Genomic DNA, 16,749 nt, shown 5'->3' with positions numbered 1-16,749 from the left:
CGCCGGGGGACTGTCCCCTTCTCACTACTCTTCTCTGTAATCTCTTAAGTTAAAATAGCCAACATAGCTTACTGGTCTAAATTCTACTGCTTTATATACGGGGATCATCATCTGGTCAAATTGAAATAATTTATCCACATACTCATAATCCACCGAAAATCCTTGGTAGGTATTAGGAGTCAAGTCCCTGAAATATTCATTCTTCAGTTTGTATGCCGTCTCTAATTCCATTAAACTCTTACGAATTATACCGTGATACGGAGAAAGTTCAGAAGGTATCACCATCCCTTTGAGACTTCCGACAATCTCCTCCCCTTGCTTCATACTTTCCACACGATTCAATTCAATTTCTTCTTTGGGCTTTCCTGTCGCAATCGCTGTTAAAAAGGCGGTCTCTGATTGTTTTTGTTTGCTAACAAGCTTAATAATGTCATTTTGAAAATGGATTAAAGCTACCTGCTGTTGCCGAACGGTAGAAATGCTGGCTTGCTTGTTTTTTGGTACTTGGATAAAACTTTGTACCAGAAGGAAAAGGCAACCCACTGCTAGGACCAAACTGGCTGCATATGTAAACCTTTGGATGTGTTGAGATGTTCGGGAAGATTTTTTAGATTGCTTAATTATTTTCTTTTTAATGGTCTTGGAAAGCTCTAATTCCTTAAAATAGGTATCATCGAGGCATTCCTTTAATGAACGGAGCTCATCTTCCATCATCATCCCTCGTTTCTTTTCGAACCTTCTTTTGTAAAAGCTCTTTTCCCCTTTTTAATCGCGTCCGAATCGTGTTCTCATTTAGTTGTAAAAGAAGTGAGATTTCATCTACACGGTAATTTTCATAATAAAATAGAATAATCACTTCCCTGTACTTTACAGGCAAGTTAAGCACAGCTGCAGCTAATTCCTTTTTTTGCGATCTTTCTAAAACCTGATCTAATACGCTGTCCATCACTGTGGTTTGCTTAGGAGCAAAATCTAAATAAAGCAAATTCCTAAAGGACCAGCTCTTCAAATAATCCTTACAAAGGTTGATGGTTATCGAATAAACCCAAGTTTTCAAGGAGGATTCTCCTCGAAAATGATCCCAGTTCTTAAAACACTTCAAAAATGCTTCTTGCGTGAGATCCTCTGCAACTTTTTGGTCCTTAACATATGTAAACGCAAGCTTTAGGATCTTGCTTCCCATTGTTTCCACTAGTTCCTCTAGCATGGCTTCCTTATTAATGCTCGATACATCAATAGGAGCCGGCTGCTTCGGTTTATTTATTTTCATCGGGTCCCCCGTTCTATACTTTCTATCCTAATTTATTAGACGATACTTTACCGGTTTTTTATTCAATTTTTTTACGAAACCAAAATTTATAAATTTTCGAGTTTACGAGGGAACGTGGCGATTCTGTTGGTTGTCCATAAATAATTCTTTCAATCACTGAATAAAATGCCTATGACCCTAATATTATCTAATGAAAATGAAAGTAGGTATCTGCCAATGAAGCACAAAATACATCGATGTAATTGCAGAAAGGTTTGGTCGATCCAAAACAGAAAGACAAGGACCATTGCAACCTCATTACTTTTGGATGGTTCTTGGAAAGCAGAATTGAAACCTGAAAGAAAGTATAACCCCAAGGGCTTTGTTACCACGAGTAACAGTCAGGCTATTATTTTTAATCCTCCCCACGAACTTGTGGAACAATATGAAAGGATCTCCAAACTGATTTATGACAAAAAGAATGTAGATTTTAATGTCGACCACGGAGAATATTTATATTTCACTGAAGATGGTAGCTGTTATATTCTTAGAAAAATAGACTAAGAGGTACTGCTGATGACTTATCTCTTGGAGAGTGGAACGTGATTTACTGGCGGATGGACCCAAATTACTATCGGATAACTTTTGAAAACTGTCGGATAAGCATTCAATACTGTCATAAGGCTAATTTTGAAACACAAAATGAATTTAATCAAACGTTTAATTAGTTTTTTCATGCAGGTTTCTTGCCTTTCCATAAAGAATTTAGGAAGATATCATAATTTTGCAAGGTGGTCAGTTTATGTGAATGTCTGAGTATTATCAAAAACTACGAGAGAAAGTAGGCAATGAGTTAATTTTTATGCCGAGTGTGGCCGGAATAGTTCGGAATAAGGCCGGAGACGTTTTGTTACAGAACAAAGGGAATGGCGAAAAATGGAGTCTACCTGCAGGGGCAATTGAGCTTGGAGAAGCACCAGCTGAAGCGGTTGTCCGTGAAGTATGGGAAGAGACAGGATTACTTGTTGTCCCGAAGAAACTACTAGGCGTTTTTGGTGAAAAAGACTATCGTTACCAATATCCTAACGGTCATCAGGTCGAATATAACATCTTTATGTTTGATTGCGAGATTCAGAGTGGGGAGTTAAATCCAATAGATAACGAGACTGCTGAACTCCGCTATTTTAGCCCCGACCTCATGCCAGAACTGGCTCTGCCTTATCCTAAGCATTTATTTTCACTAGAAGGGAATGCTGAACTATATTTCCAGTGGGATGAACAGTGGTTAACTAGGATTTTTAAATAAAAATAATAGTCCCCCTCCAAGCTTTGAGAGGGGGACTATTGTTACTTAACAGGGAAAGTAACAATCTAGAGGAAAATCCTACAGGTTGAGTGAATAATTCTACAAAATTTGGGAGGAATTCTACAAAATTATAATTTATTCTACAAAATCGAGGAAGGATTCTACAAAGTTTGGAAATAAATCCCCAATTCTACCTCAAAAGGGCTGATTCCCAGAGTTATTCTACACAATCGAGAGCGAATTCTACAAAATTTCAACTTATTCTACAAATTCAAGAGGGAATTCCACAAAAGGTGGAAATCCACTTCCAATTACCAATAAAAATAAAAAAGCAGAGCTACACGCCTTGCTTAAGTAAACAATATTATCTCTTTATCTATGAATAGTATAATCTTCCTTTGTTAATGCATAGATTTCGTGGTCTTCCCATACTCCGTTAATACTGAGGTACCTTAATGCGGACCCTTCTTTGCGAAACCCGTTTTTTTCAAGTATTCTAATTGAGCCTAAATTTTTTGGCATTACTGCAGCTTGTATTCTATGGAGGTTTAATTCCCCAAAAGCAAAACCTATTATTAAGGAGACAGCTTCAGTAACATAGCCCTTTCCATTTTGTTCTTTATCTAAGTAATACCCTAAATTAGCATTTTGAAAGGGACCCCGAGCTATACCAGATAAGGAAATTCTCCCCATTAGCTTATTAGAGCTTTTTGAAAAAATACCCATAGTGTAACCATTATCACTTTCTGCATCTAATCTGTATTGATGAATTTCATTCAATTGTGTCTCATATGTAAAATGTATATCAGTTCTTACCGGCTCATATGCCTGGAAAAACTTTCGATTTTGTTTTCTTAATCTTAGTAATTCATCAACATCATTTGGTTCTAGATACTTTAAATATATTTTTCCAGTTTGCATTTTTTACCACCCTTTGCTTAATTATAGCCATCGAATCATTAAGTATTAATCTATAAACTAACCTTCCTTTTAATTTCTAGTTATTGAAGTTGTGAAATCCACTGCTTTATAACCTAAAGTATAATCAAGTACAATCACTCCACCAATGCTATGCCCCACAATAAAGAGGGGCAGTTTGGCTTCTAGTTCTCAAAACTATCAGTAATTTCGCAGAAATTATTCCTTTTTCTTTCATTCTATGTTACTGTCTTTAAAAAACAAAACATTTATAAAAAGAGGGGTATTTATGAACATACTATGGGATTTCGACGGGACTCTTTTTGATACCTATCCGGCACTTGTCGAGGGATTCATCAGCTTAAGCAAACAGAATCTAGATCGCACGGAAGTTTTGAGATGGCTGAAAAAGGATTCCAAGACTGCTTTTAAACACTATAGAATCGATGAAAGTCAACGTGAAGAATACACCAGATTACATAACTATTATTCAAAAAATGAGAGCCAACCGTTTGAGCAGTTAGAAGAGGTCCTCGCATCTGTTGAAAATAATATTATTGTTACTCACCGTGATAAGGAGTCAACGATCTTCCTTCTTGAAAAATACAATTTGAAAAAGTATTTTACAGAAGTGGTTTCTGTTGAAGAGCAAGGCTTCAATAGAAAACCCCATAGTGCTTCTTATGAGTATGTACTAAAAAGTCACCATATCGATTTAGTTGTAGGCGACCGTGACTTAGATTTGATTCCGGCTAGAAAGTTAAATATTAAAACGGTAGCCTTTCAAAACCAAGACATTGAAGCTGATTTTCATATAGACAGCTATGCTGATTTTACTCCAGTGGTTCTTAACCAGCTAAAAAAAAACCTTTGATCATTGAATCAAGGGGTCTAGTTTTATTAATTAAACGTTTGATTAGTTTCGCGAACCCTTACGTATCAAGTGCTCCTAGATTTTAATCAAACGTTTGATTAGTTTTTCACCATCATTAAAAGGACATAGTAATACAATTTATTCAGCTTACCGTGCTTGCTATTTCCTCTTGAGCTACAAGTTCACTTTGAGAATAATAGCGAACTGGCTTCCCAGCGTTTGTCGCATATTCAATTTCTTTTCTAGTACTACTTCCAATATAACCATTAACATCAATAATAAAAATTTCATCGGCCAGATCCATTTTACGAAAATGAATTTTGGCAAATAGCTCTTCTTGCTCCTGTGTTATTTCTATGCCTTCACTTTGCTCAAAGAAGCCTAGACTAATCACGACGTTTCCTTGCAGTGTCAGATAGGCATTTGCTTTTTCAAATTGCTCTTTAAATTTAGTAGAACCGCATAACGTTATGACCTTCACTAACTCCAACCCACTTTCCCGTATTCCCACCCTATTTTATCTGTGATTTTTCTATATTTCCAACTAAACACTAGGCTTTCTCAAGTACTTCTGCATGATACAAGGTTACGTCAGGCCCTTTTCGGTCAAACGTTGCCGTAGCATCCACCAAGAAGGTATTAAACCCTAGATTACTCTATAAAAAATAGACGTTTTATTTCCTATATAGTTTCAACAAATAAAAAACGCCACCCGAATAGGCGACGTCATCTCCATTTTTCCACTTTTTTCTGTATCAACAGTTGAAATCCATAAATAATGAAAGAATAGCTTATGAAGGTTAAAAATATGTGTACAGGTTTAAATTTGTTTAATTTAAATAATTTTCCCTTTTGATAAAGGTAGGTTAGTGGAAAGGAAAAAAGCGAATCAATTAGTAAGTTAACTAGAAAATATCTTTTTATATTCCCGAAGGTAAAATGGAAAATCCATAATGTACCTACGAAGAAAGGTCCAAAAATAAAACTGCTCTCGTTTAGCAGTCTTGTTTTCCAACCACCTTCACTATTCCACCATTTTAATGGACCTGCCAATAAACACATCCCGCATACAAGGACTGAAGCGAAAAAAGAAACAGGCAAATAGCGCTTAAAAGACCTCTTCGGGAGAAATATAATGGAAATCCACGGTAAAGTAAGCTGAAGAATCCTAATGATCATAGGCATGAAACTCATTTCCCCCTTTTCAGCTTACTTTTCCCTACCAGGATGGGAAAAATTCTTTATTTTTTTAAACTGACCAAAAATTTACTTAATAAAAAACGCACCAACAAACATCTTCCACACCCCTCTAAAGAAAAAGGGCTTATCAAGTAGTAAGCCGTTCTCTTTTTGAGGTACCAATTGCTTAACATTATTTGTTATTTGAAAGATTGATTTCTAATTTGATTTTACTTTACTACTACATATTTTTGCTTTGCACAAGAAGTTTGGATTTGCCTGTACGTTCCCATTCTTCTACTGTTTCATATGCTTTTTCAGGAGTATACCCTTTCCCTACAAGAACTCCCATTAGAATAAATTCTTGGAGAATATGTGTAGCATTTATTCCTCTTTTAACATCCTCTAATCCTTCTTTCACCAAAAATTCCGTATGCTGTATCCATTCATCTGGAGTCCTTCCAAAAACCTCTGTATTTCCATGGTCATGACTGTTGCCTTCTTCCGCAGCCATTGCATTTGCTTTGGTACCATGAACAGTACCAAATGGATGGTTAGGAGGAGCATAGATCGAATAAAGTTTTAGCGGAATATTACCTGTATTGGTTACATTATGCCATGTTCCAGCAGGTATCATTATGGCAGAATCATCATAGACATTTCTTTGAAAGTTTAAATCCTCTTTACTCTTGCCCATTTGAACAATCCCTTGGCCTTGTTCAATCCGTAAAAATTGATCAACATTTGGATGAATTTCCAAACCGATATCTTCGCCCACATTTAGACTCATCAAAGTAACTTGTAAATGTGCCCCTGTCCATAAAGCCGTACGATACGTATTGTTTTGCTTCGATGCTTCATTGATGTTAACGACAAATGGATTCGGTCCATAATCTGTTAAAAGAACACTTCCATGACCGTTGGAAGTGCGAAATGAATCAAATCTGTTAGACTGCTCTATCCCATAAGGATAAGTCCAATAAACAGACTGTCTTCCATAGTTAGACATTGGAACATTATCATAATAAGGTTTTGGATAAGGATACATATAGGGAACATAGTACATTTTTCTCAATCCCTTCACAGTTTATAAAATTATCCTATGCACTTGTGAAGGGAAGGTACTTGGATTCAAACTTCATTTGTTAACTCTACCATTTTTTTAGCCTGTACTTGGCTTTCCCGTCTACCCCCAAATTTAAAAACAACAACCCCACCGACAATTACCAGCACACCAATTAACTGCTTAAAAGTAAATGGAACTTTTTCTAACCCTAATAACCCGAGAGAGTCCCACAATAAAGCAAATGCGAGCTGTGAGGCAAAGACGATCGAGATGGCATAGCTGGGTCCAAGGTGCTTCATGCCCTGAACGATAAAGGTGACCACTCCTATCCCCAGTAAACCACTGAACCAATACCAAAGTTTCATATTTTGTAGATGAAATAATTCTTTTCCTTCAAAGAGCAGGCCGAAAACCATGGATGCTAAGAAACCTAACCCTAGTACTAATGTGGTCGTGGCCCAGGATCCCGCTCGTTCGTTTACCTTACTGTTGAATATATTTTGTACGCTGAGTAACGCCCCAGCGATCAATGAGAATAATAGACCTAGAATCATACTTCTACTCCCCTGTTAGTTCAATTTCAAATTTATTCGTAAATATTATCTCCTGCCAACATCCGTAATCGTTCCCTGTCTTTCACCAGGATAAGACCTTTATTCCGCTCAATCAATCCGTCTTCACACAATTGAGCAATCACGCGATTTAAATGACGATAACTGGTCCCAATTAAATTCGCCGTATCTTTTATATTAATCCTTATCTGGCTTTTATTAAGTGAAACGGATTCGTCTAAAGAGACCGACATGAGATAACTGGCCAATCGAACTTCGACGGGATACATGATAGTCAGACTCATCGATTTCGATTTCACATGAAATTTTTTCGTGATGATTTCCAATAAAAATTGCAGAAATGGTGCATGGTCTTTTGCATATTTTTTCAACCAGCGATGATGAATACCTATCATACTAACCGACGAAACAGCCTCTACTGTATTAACAAAATCAATCCCCTGTACGTATTCAAGATCACCTATTACTTCAAGCGGTGTCTTGAACGATAAGATGAGGGTTTTCCCTTCCGCCGAGTTGGTATAGATTTTAACCTTTCCCTTTACAAGGACGTACAAATACTCGGAAGGTTCTCCCTGAGAACAGATAAGTTCCCCTTCTTCAAAGCTGTATAGAGTCAAATACGGGATTAATTGTTCATTGAATATGGCTTCTATTTGATATGTCTCTATATACGTTTGTAATTGCTCACGATCTTTTATTTCCTTCATCACTGCCCCCCACCCTTCCGCCTGCAAACCATTCAAATGTTAAAATCTAAGAATCAATACCCCTGCAATCATCATTCCGATACCAATAAATTGCGGCAGCTTCATTTTTTGCTTCGTTAGGCCGAACCATCCGTTACTGTCTATTATAAAGGTTAGACATAGCTGAGCAATCAGGATCACAGCAACTGTAAAGGTAACACCTATATGCTGAATAGCCGTGACGTTACTAAAAACGACAACCGCCCCGAAGGTACCGCCGACTAAATATAACGGTTTTACCTGTTTAAATCCTTGCCATTTTCCTTCACGAGTGAACATTAGTATAAGCAGTGCCACAATAAAGCCAGTAAACTGAGTGATGGTTGCAGCTTGCCATGTACCTATATCATTACTAATCCGTGTATTCGCTACTCCCTGCAGGGTAATAAACGCCCCGGCTAAAAACGCAAAAAAGATACCTTTCATCGAGTTCACTCTCCCTAGTTGATTTAACTTAATTAAAATGCATTTTGAGCTGTCTAGGGAAGGACATATGTCCTAATTGTAAAAAAAGGTATTTATTTTAGTTAAAGGAATTGTTTTTTTGAAAAAGAAGGAAGTTTATGTAACTCATTTGGGTTCCAGTTGATGGGTTCGGTCACATATAGGCGGTTTACGTTACCCATTTGATCTCTGGATGGAGGATTCGGGTTCATAGAAGTAGGCTATGCGACCTTTTCTACCTCTGGCTTGAGAGTTCGGGCTCATAGAAGCAGGCTATGCGACCGAATCCACCTTTGATTGAAGCATTCGGGCTCATAGAAGGTGCCGATCGGTGTAAAATTACACTACAACAAAGTAATCACAAAGTTTATCAGCGAATTTTAGGCCGTTATCAGCGAATTTAGGCTTTTATCAGCGAATCTCAAATTTATCAGCGAATCCGAAAATCCACCAAAAAAAGACCTTCTCAAAAAAATGAAAAGGCCTAATGTTTCACCTTATAATGCATCTGCGCAAATTGGTTAAACCGCTTTACCTCAAGCAAAGTTAACGATAATTCCGGATTGGGAGCTTTAAATAACGGAACGCCTGAACCAAGTATGTGAGGCGAAAAAGTTATAATGATTTCATCTATCAATTTTTCTTTCATAAACGCATCAAGCAATTCAGCGCCGCCAACCATCCATATTTTCGCGCCATCCTGTTGCTTTAACCTTTTGGTAAACTCAATAACATCCTCATTTACAAATTCAACGTCACCATTCGACCCCTGCTCAGATCTCGAGAACACATAACACTTCCGATCTGAATGAGGAAACGTATCAGTTACGCTTACCACATAATCGTATGTTTTCTTCCCCATAATGATGGTATCAATCGATTCATACATTTCAGAAAAACCGTTATCCCCCTCACCCTCGGTTTCGTGTAACCAATCTAAATCGTCGCCTTCTTTTGCAATAAACCCATCTACGCTTGCGGCTATAAATAAAACAATCTCTCTTGCCAAAAATTCGTCTCCCCTTTCATACGCCATTCCTAGGCATTTAGTATAAACAAAAACGTATAGTTCTACTATTAATAGAAACCCTAATAATCGAGGTGAACCTACAATATGATGAAAAAAGAAAATCAACCCAACCAAATCAAATATAGCATTTGGGATACCAAAACAGAGGAAAATCTCGACCAAATGAAAGAGGAATTGGCTGAGTTCATGGAACAACCCACAAAACCACAGCTCCCAAATGACAAAACAAGCAGCCATTAGAGGTTGCTTGTTTTGTTAGTTGTAACAAATGATTAATATGTTCCTAACAAAAATGACATAGTTTATTAATAAATTGTGGGTATAGTAGGAAATAGTGGGGATAGCGCGTGTGGCTATCATGGTATATGGCGAAGGCGGAGCCAGTACTGATTTAGAAAAGAAAACATTCCCTTTATTTCAAAAAACGTACCCTTACTTTTCCCAATTTAAAACAAGGCTTATCCTATTGGAACAGGCCAACAGGTTATCCAATAAAATAGAACTAGCTGACATGTACGATTTTTCAAAAATTGGGAGTGTGCATATGGGAATTATTACGGGGAATCATTTTTTAGACCGATTAAATAACATGAAAACTGAAATTTGGTATGACGGTGAAAAAATTAAGGGAATGCTTTCTGAACATCCTGCCTTTAAAGGCATCCTGCAAACAAAAGCATCGCTTTATGATTTGCAGAATGATAGGGAGTTTATTAATAAAATGACTTACCTATCTCCAAAAACGAATAGCTTAATAGGCCTTTCCTTCTTGCAGCCGAAAACTAAGGAGGATCTAAAGAAAAGACGAGAAATGATTGAAATCTGGGCAAGGCACACGAATGGTTTGATGGGCAGAAGTCCAGATTATATGAACACAATCTTGATGAGCTTTGCCTCCTCTTCGGCTGCCCTCTTGAAGGGAAAAGAAAACTGCTTCCCCGAAAATATTCTAGCAGTCTATGAAAAAGCTAAAGAAAACGACCTATGCTTTACACATACATTCATTACTCCTCAAACTAATCGTTCCCAATACAATTTTGACTGTTCTACAGAACCCATTTCCGCAAAAGTAATTGATCGAAATGAAAAAGGAATCATCATTAAAGGTGCTCGGCTCCTTGCTACACAGGGTGGAATAACGGATGAAGTACTAGTCTATACCGCTCCAAAGAAATTCATGGACCCAGCTGAAGCATTTGCCTTTTCGATCCCTTCTGATACGGAAGGTCTAAAGTTTATCTGTAGGGAATCATTTGTAGGCGGAGACTCTCCCTTTAACCACCCCTTAAGCTCCCGTTATGAGGAGATGGACTCCATCGTGGTATTTGATAACGTGTTAGTCCCTTGGGACCGAGTATTCTTTTATGACAATGTCGAAGCAGCATCTGACTTCATGCTCCATAGCTCTTTCCATCATTTCGCCACGCACCAAGTACTTACTAGGCAAATTGTCAAAACAGAGTTTGTCTTAGGCATTGCGGAACTTTTGGTAGAGACGATTAATGTTAAGGAATACCAGCATATTCAAGAAAAATTATCTGAAATCATCATCGGACTTGAAACCATGAAGGCTTTATTGGAGAAGTCTGAACAGGATGCAAAACTAGATGAATGGGGATACATGCGACCTAGCCTTCTTCCCCTGCAAGTGGCCACTAACGTCTTTCCGCGAATTTATCCCCGTTTCAGCGAGATTATTCAATTAATTGGGGCAAGTGGAATGGTATCATTACCGACTGAAAAAGCATTTGAGTCTGGTATTCGGACGGACCTTGACCAGTATCTCCAGGGTGCAAGTAAGGCTGCTGAAGAACGGGTAAAAATATTTCGTTTAGCTTGGGATTTGACCATGAGCTCATTTGGAACGAGACAAACACATTATGAAAGATACTTTTTTGGCGATCCGATACGGCTGTCTAGTACTCTATACCAAACTTATCCAAAAAGTGAGCATGTAAAGAACGTAAGTGATTTTCTAGATTTACACTAAAATAAGAGCTGCAATAATATTAATAATAAGACTTTCTCTTTTAAAGTTCCCGCGAGAAAAAACAAGTATAAAAACATATAAAAGCAGTGAGATTTTGCTATTGAAATCTCACTGCTTTTAGCATTTTCACAAGCGAAATATGATAAAATTCAGGTGAAAAACTTCTTAAACTAACGAAGTTTTGAATAATAGGAAGCCCCAAAAAAGCCCAACAATTTTATGTTGGACTAAACATCTGTTACATATTTTCAAATTGAATGTATTCTAAAATATTTCCGAAGGGGTCTCTAAAACTTATATATTTTCCTGGAGGACAAGTAGTTGGTTCATCTACAATAAAATTCACTTCTTTTTCTTTTAAGAGTTTAACTGTTTCATAAATATCCTCAGTTCTTAATGCTAAAACTACACCTGAAATCTTATTATCTTGATTATAGGCTACATTTTCTTTTTCCTCTATTACAATTGGTATCTCTCCGTGAACGAGTGTTACAATCTTTGAACCATATTGTTTGTTTAATTGAAAACCTAACGTATTGGTATAGAAGTCAATTGCTTTGTTTAAATTTGGTACGTAAATGCCTATAACACAAACTTGGCTACCCATTTCCAGCCCCCTATTTTTGGTATTATTATAAATATTCTACACACTCTTATGATTTCCTTTTCTGTATGAAATTTCCACCTAAAAAAAGGGGTGTCGCCATCAAATATGCATCCGTCCTTATAAAACTGATATCCAGGCTCATTCTAAAAAGTTCCTCCATTAAGAGGAACATCCACTTCCGCAACTAGAACAGCTAGACCCGCTGGAGCAACTCGAACAACTGGAACCACCATCATGACCGCCACCGTGATGGCCGCCATCATGATGCCCACCGCCGCCTTTATCATGATCATATGAAGATGTCCCACAAAAAACTGCCGTTGAGCAGCCGCTTGTATGATTCACTGTTTTCGCATACGTATACTCACTCGCATACTTCCAATAATTATCAAAGTAAAAACTAGAGAAAAATACCATAGCAAGCCCCAAATTCGTCATTTCACCATAATGTCGCTGCTTCGTAAATTGACCTTTTGAATTCATATGATACGTTTCTTCCGCACTTATGACTTGGTGCTTCATTTGCATAACAAGATACTCAACCGTCCCCCTGTTATCCTCATTCATCTTAAAGTATCTATTAATCAACCATTCATTGCTTTCTTCCTTAAACTCTTGTAAAACCTTTTGATCTAAGGGGTATCTAAAAAAATTGCCCCACGACTTCCAACTATACTCGGTAATCGTGAACAAATGAGAAAATACCCAATCAAAAAACGCTCGTTCCTGTGGTGCAGGCGTTGGTTTCGTGTTAGGTGTATGATGAAGCATTCTTCCAACAAAGCGATCTGAGAAAGTTTGATATTTTTGCGTAAAAAGCAGCATGGTATGCCAGACTTCATCCACTTCTGCACTAAACATAGGCGTTTCTTTTAACATATTGGAAAGCAAAAAATACCGTTTTAATTCAAATAGACGCCATTCGAATTCATCTTCGTTCTGTTTCGGATGCTCCTGAAGAAAACGATACTTTACTTGTTCAATATAATCAGCATTCAGGGATGAATCTAATTTTGCAAGCAATGGTGTCACTGGAACATCGGTCAGCACACCCAACCGCTCAGGTATATTTTCTTTCGCTAATTTAGGTCGATCCTTTGTCGCTGATATCGCTACTCCTGTAACGATTCCTACCAGCACAAGAGCCCCTATCACAGCTCCAAAAACCAAATGAATCACCATCCTTCCTACATAATAGTGTACTACGTATTAAAATTGGTAAAAGTTCCATACTAGATAAAAAATGACGATCCCCTTAACCAAGGATCGTCATTTTTTCTTAAACTAAGAACGCCCCTAACGCCACCATCGCCTTCTTCAGGGCTTGCTCATAGGCCTTATCCTTACCAATGATGTTGCGAAAATCTGCGACATCACGAACCGTCGAACGTCCTTCTATTTCGTATCCATTTTTAAATATTAATAGACAAATAGTGGATTTATCACTCATTCGATGAAACTTCTTCTCTACAATCATTTCCTCTAACTTTGCCCGTTTTTCATCCTTTATCGGCTGGGTACGAGAATATGGGATCACTACATGGTCATACATATGTTTATTCTTGCACGTGACTAGAAGAATTTTTTCCCCTTTATGTTCTACTTGATTGATCTCCCCACATTTCGGACAAATACTATCGATGAACATACGAATCGCTCTCCCTTTACTTGAATGGTTTGTAGGATGAATTTTTCTAAGGCTGTGTTACTTTATATATTTCATATCCATAAAAAAATACCTTCAACAAATCGAAGGTATGTCAAATTTAATCTGATTTTAATTTTCCTTGTAAAAACTACCTCATCTCCAAATTCTTAGCCGTCTTGCTCGTTTCCACTTCTTTTTCCTTTCTAAACGTACCAAATAAATAGTCAGCAAAAGGCGTACTCACGCCGTACCAGTAATTTTCATTTTTATAGTGATGAAGAATATGAACCTTCTTCACCCATCTACCAAATTTCGTTTTCGGCTTCAATGGCCGGTGGGCTACGTAGTGCTTCCATTCATAGGTTAACAACATAGTCATCAATCCTATTCCAAACGTGACCGTTCCTGTAAAATCACCCATGATGAAATAGAAGATTGCACAAATAACAAAGAAGTTTGGCAGGCTGTACCATAACGGCAGAAACAAAAGCTTTAAATCATCGGGATAAATATGATGATCGTAATGAATTCTCTTGAGAAATTTCAAAAAGTGCGGATTCTTAGGGGTTTTCAAATGGAACAAAAAGCGGTGTGTCAAATATTCACTGAAGGCAAAGGTCAATAGGCCAAGTAAAAAGTAAAAAACAAATGCTGTTTCTACTCCCACACTAACCACAAAAATCACTCCGGATAGGACCAATAAGAACATGGTTAAAATGTCAAAATGTAAAAAGAAATCTCGATACACCTTCTTCATCACACACTCCCCTTTTACTTACACATCACTAATAATTTTATAATATTCTGAAAAAAATATCACTACTATTTATTTGATCTTATCTCTGAAAAAAATAGTTTGAAAAGTGCCTCAATTTGTGTTTCGATTAAGAATAACTAGGAGGGGTTCTACATGAACGGAAAAATGAGACTCATCATCACCATGCTCATTTTTGGAAGCATCGGGGTATTTGTCAAAAAGATTGATCATCTAACTTCAAGTGAAATTGCCTTTTTAAGAGGAGTCATCGGTAGTCTATTCCTACTTATTGCTAGTTTTCTATTCAAGCATAAGCCATCGCTTAAAGCGTTAAAACAAAATGCCCTTCTACTCCTGTTATCAGGCGCGGCTATTGGCCTGAATTGGATCTTTCTATTTGAATCCTATCGATATACGACCATATCCAATGCGACCATTAGCTACTACTTCGCGCCGATCTTTGTCATGATTTTAGCTCCATGGATTTTGAAGGAAAAGCTGACAAGTGTCAAGGTTGCTTGCATCGTAACAGCGATGATTGGGCTATTTTTGGTAGTTTATACGGGTGCTGGTGGCACAAGCGGCTCTCAGAATCATGCGGTTGGTATTTTGTATGGCCTACTGGCGGCGGCGTTATATGCCAGCGTGATTTTAATGAACAAATTTATTAAAAACCTATCTGGTTTTGAACTCACATTAGTTCAATTATTGGCTGGAGCCGTGGTCCTGTTTCCCTATATCCTGTGGCAGGGAGACCTTAATTTTTCTAGTTTAGATTCAACGTCGCTCATTTTTATCCTGATCCTCGGGATTGTGCATACCGGCTTAGCTTATTTCTTATACTTTACGTCTCTTCAGGAATTAAAGGGGCAGACGATTGCGGTTCTCAGCTATATTGATCCGATTTCCGCCTTCATTATCGCAGCAATTTTCTTAAGCGAAAGCATGACATGGGTGCAAATGCTTGGCGGTGTTCTAATCCTGGGCTCTACTTTTGTAAGTGAAAGGCTTGAAGTGAAATTGGCGAAGAGTAGTCAGACTCCTACTACTTCACCATAAATCTAATAATACAAAAAGGCTGTGGAAGGTGTCCTGCAGCCTTTTAGATGTTGGTTTTGGAAATAATTTACAAAATTTGTAGAATTCTTCTTCGATTTTGTAGAATAACTTGAAACTTTGTAGAATTCCTTTGATTTTGTGTAGAATAACTTGGAGTTTTGTAGAATTCCTTTGATTTTGTGTAGAATTCTTTTAAAAACAAACAAAACCGCCCCCCATTCACCTCCAGAAAGGCTGGCGGGGCTTTATTTTTTGCAGAAAGTAATAAATTATATACGATAACGTAAAAACAAGGAAGGCATCCAACAAGTTCCATACTAAATGATGAGAAAAATGCCCCAAACCGAAAGAATTAAACAAAATATCTACAATATCAATCAATAAAACATGGACCGCATAGATTCCCAAAGCATTTCCGCCTATTTTTGTGATCCATACTCCCTTTCCGAGCTGCGGATTATTGCAGGTAAAGAAAAACAAAACTACTGTAAGCAATATAGTCGATAAAAAGTATTCTCCATGCTTGGCAGTTAATACCTTTGTTAGAAAATAGCCTTCTGTAGCCTGTAGGATTAAGAAGAAACCAATCAAAGATAAGTACGTCCCTTTTTCAAATCTAAAAGACTGTAGGAAAGGCTGCCTGTTGGCAAACCAAAATCCTAAGTTAGTATAAAATAAACCAATGAATAGGGCATCCCGTGTGACTAGAGAAACTTCATAGAAGATAGAATACGACTGCCCAAAAAGACCGGCTATATTTAAACAAAGGCTAAGGATTAATAGGAGCGTGATTTTTTTCAACCGAAAGAATAGGTAGACAACAGAAGTGCTCCATGCCAGAGAAATTACAAACCATAATTGATAACCACTTGTTCCATGCCCATAATAAAAGAGATTTAAAGGTGTTAATACCTCCAAATACTTAGATAACTCGTGTTTAACATCCCCACCATTTAAAGACATCCGTAGCACATCATAACCAATATAAAATAAAAGCCAGCAAACATATATTTTTAGTATTTTTATTACATATCTTTTAAAATAGCCTGCGGGTTGGGAATTTTTTATCACTTTGAGACCGAACAAGTACCCTGAAGCAACAAAGAAAAACGGTACAGCAAACCTAGAAAAGTTATCCAGTAAAAAGAATCCAAGCTTGTCATCGCTAGGGAATGTATGAATGATGACAACTGCCACTATCGCAAAAAATTTTATGAAGTCGATCGCATAGTTTCTTTCCATTTTTCTGCCCTCTATCCCTGTTACTTTCTTGGCTGCCTCCCTTTATTATTTCCTATACG

The 16,749-nt window shown here is 37.4% G+C and carries 20 protein-coding genes; 6 read left to right on the top strand and 14 right to left on the bottom strand.

All coding sequences use genetic code 11. The features are described 5' to 3' along the window. Positions 1–24 precede the first annotated feature (24 nt). Positions 25–717: a hypothetical protein gene (locus tag ABES03_RS11195; RefSeq protein WP_430117368.1), complete on the bottom strand. Its 693-nt coding sequence runs from the start codon at positions 715–717 to the stop codon at positions 25–27. Then, the gene (locus ABES03_RS11190; RefSeq protein WP_430117367.1) at positions 701–1,270 is read right to left on the bottom strand and encodes a sigma-70 family RNA polymerase sigma factor; all 570 of its coding nucleotides are present in this window, start codon (positions 1,268–1,270) and stop codon (positions 701–703) included. Before ABES03_RS11190 ends, ABES03_RS11195 begins: the two co-directional genes overlap by 17 nt. 216 nt (positions 1,271–1,486) lie before the next feature. On the opposite strand from ABES03_RS11190, the gene ABES03_RS11185 reads away from it, so the two are divergent. Together ABES03_RS11185 and ABES03_RS11180 are read left to right on the top strand one after the other, a co-directional pair. Next, positions 1,487–1,813 carry a hypothetical protein gene (locus ABES03_RS11185; RefSeq protein ID WP_430117366.1) on the top strand — a complete coding sequence of 109 codons (327 nt, stop codon included), beginning with the start codon at positions 1,487–1,489 and terminating at the stop codon, positions 1,811–1,813. 244 nt (positions 1,814–2,057) lie between these two features. Beyond that, complete coding sequence (locus tag ABES03_RS11180) at positions 2,058–2,555, top strand: NUDIX hydrolase (protein ID WP_430117365.1); 498 nt, start codon at positions 2,058–2,060, stop codon at positions 2,553–2,555. Between the two features lie 372 nt (positions 2,556–2,927). Here the strand turns inward: ABES03_RS11180 and ABES03_RS11175 are convergent, their stop codons facing one another. Continuing rightward, on the bottom strand, positions 2,928–3,476 hold the full coding sequence (locus tag ABES03_RS11175; RefSeq protein WP_430117364.1) for a GNAT family N-acetyltransferase: 549 nt from the start codon (positions 3,474–3,476) through the stop codon (positions 2,928–2,930). Between the two features lie 286 nt (positions 3,477–3,762). Between ABES03_RS11175 and ABES03_RS11170 the strand changes: the two genes are divergently transcribed. Next, positions 3,763–4,347, top strand: a complete 585-nt coding sequence (locus ABES03_RS11170; RefSeq protein ID WP_430117363.1) for an HAD-IA family hydrolase — start codon at positions 3,763–3,765, stop codon at positions 4,345–4,347. A gap of 142 nt (positions 4,348–4,489) precedes the next feature. Here the strand turns inward: ABES03_RS11170 and ABES03_RS11165 are convergent, their stop codons facing one another. The 6 genes from ABES03_RS11165 to ABES03_RS11140 form a co-directional block, all read right to left on the bottom strand. Next, complete coding sequence (locus ABES03_RS11165; RefSeq protein WP_430117370.1) at positions 4,490–4,828, bottom strand: hypothetical protein; 339 nt, start codon at positions 4,826–4,828, stop codon at positions 4,490–4,492. A 939-nt stretch (positions 4,829–5,767) separates the two neighbouring features. Continuing rightward, positions 5,768–6,592 (bottom strand): cupin domain-containing protein, encoded by an 825-nt coding sequence (locus ABES03_RS11160; protein WP_430117362.1) that lies wholly within the window; start codon positions 6,590–6,592, stop codon positions 5,768–5,770. A gap of 65 nt (positions 6,593–6,657) precedes the next feature. Next, on the bottom strand, positions 6,658–7,146 hold the full coding sequence (locus ABES03_RS11155) for a DMT family transporter (protein ID WP_430117361.1): 489 nt from the start codon (positions 7,144–7,146) through the stop codon (positions 6,658–6,660). A 32-nt stretch (positions 7,147–7,178) separates the two neighbouring features. Next, positions 7,179–7,874, bottom strand: a complete 696-nt coding sequence (locus ABES03_RS11150) for a Crp/Fnr family transcriptional regulator (protein ID WP_430117360.1) — start codon at positions 7,872–7,874, stop codon at positions 7,179–7,181. Positions 7,875–7,913: 39 nt separating this feature from the next. Beyond that, complete coding sequence (locus tag ABES03_RS11145) at positions 7,914–8,339, bottom strand: DMT family transporter (RefSeq protein ID WP_430117359.1); 426 nt, start codon at positions 8,337–8,339, stop codon at positions 7,914–7,916. Between the two features lie 502 nt (positions 8,340–8,841). Then, complete coding sequence (locus ABES03_RS11140) at positions 8,842–9,366, bottom strand: dihydrofolate reductase family protein (RefSeq protein ID WP_430117358.1); 525 nt, start codon at positions 9,364–9,366, stop codon at positions 8,842–8,844. Positions 9,367–9,471: 105 nt separating this feature from the next. On the opposite strand from ABES03_RS11140, the gene ABES03_RS11135 reads away from it, so the two are divergent. Then, the gene (locus ABES03_RS11135) at positions 9,472–9,627 is read left to right on the top strand and encodes a hypothetical protein (protein ID WP_430117357.1); all 156 of its coding nucleotides are present in this window, start codon (positions 9,472–9,474) and stop codon (positions 9,625–9,627) included. A gap of 304 nt (positions 9,628–9,931) precedes the next feature. Further along, positions 9,932–11,377 carry a 4-hydroxyphenylacetate 3-monooxygenase, oxygenase component gene (gene hpaB, locus ABES03_RS11130; protein ID WP_430117369.1) on the top strand — a complete coding sequence of 482 codons (1,446 nt, stop codon included), beginning with the start codon at positions 9,932–9,934 and terminating at the stop codon, positions 11,375–11,377. Positions 11,378–11,615: 238 nt separating this feature from the next. On the opposite strand, the gene ABES03_RS11125 is transcribed toward hpaB, so the two are convergent. The 4 genes from ABES03_RS11125 to ABES03_RS11110 form a co-directional block, all read right to left on the bottom strand. Next, a complete protein-coding gene (locus ABES03_RS11125; RefSeq protein ID WP_430117356.1) occupies positions 11,616–11,984 on the bottom strand; it encodes a VOC family protein in 369 nt (122 codons plus the stop codon). Positions 11,985–12,143: 159 nt separating this feature from the next. Next, positions 12,144–13,154, bottom strand: a complete 1,011-nt coding sequence (locus tag ABES03_RS11120) for a hypothetical protein (protein WP_430117355.1) — start codon at positions 13,152–13,154, stop codon at positions 12,144–12,146. A 109-nt stretch (positions 13,155–13,263) separates the two neighbouring features. After that, positions 13,264–13,632: a Gp49 family protein gene (locus tag ABES03_RS11115; RefSeq protein WP_430117354.1), complete on the bottom strand. Its 369-nt coding sequence runs from the start codon at positions 13,630–13,632 to the stop codon at positions 13,264–13,266. Between the two features lie 148 nt (positions 13,633–13,780). Continuing rightward, positions 13,781–14,389 carry a sterol desaturase family protein gene (locus tag ABES03_RS11110; protein ID WP_430117353.1) on the bottom strand — a complete coding sequence of 203 codons (609 nt, stop codon included), beginning with the start codon at positions 14,387–14,389 and terminating at the stop codon, positions 13,781–13,783. Positions 14,390–14,542: 153 nt separating this feature from the next. On the opposite strand from ABES03_RS11110, the gene ABES03_RS11105 reads away from it, so the two are divergent. Next, the gene (locus ABES03_RS11105) at positions 14,543–15,448 is read left to right on the top strand and encodes a DMT family transporter (RefSeq protein ID WP_430117352.1); all 906 of its coding nucleotides are present in this window, start codon (positions 14,543–14,545) and stop codon (positions 15,446–15,448) included. Positions 15,449–15,667: 219 nt separating this feature from the next. Here the strand turns inward: ABES03_RS11105 and ABES03_RS11100 are convergent, their stop codons facing one another. Beyond that, positions 15,668–16,690, bottom strand: a complete 1,023-nt coding sequence (locus ABES03_RS11100; protein ID WP_430117351.1) for an acyltransferase — start codon at positions 16,688–16,690, stop codon at positions 15,668–15,670. Positions 16,691–16,749 lie beyond the last annotated feature (59 nt).

The sequence above is a fragment of the Neobacillus rhizosphaerae genome (assembly GCF_050477885.1).
GTDB lineage: Bacteria > Bacillota > Bacilli > Bacillales > Cytobacillaceae > Neobacillus > Neobacillus rhizosphaerae_A.
Note: the sequence above shows the minus strand (reverse complement) of the source record. Positions and strands in the feature narration are given on the sequence as shown.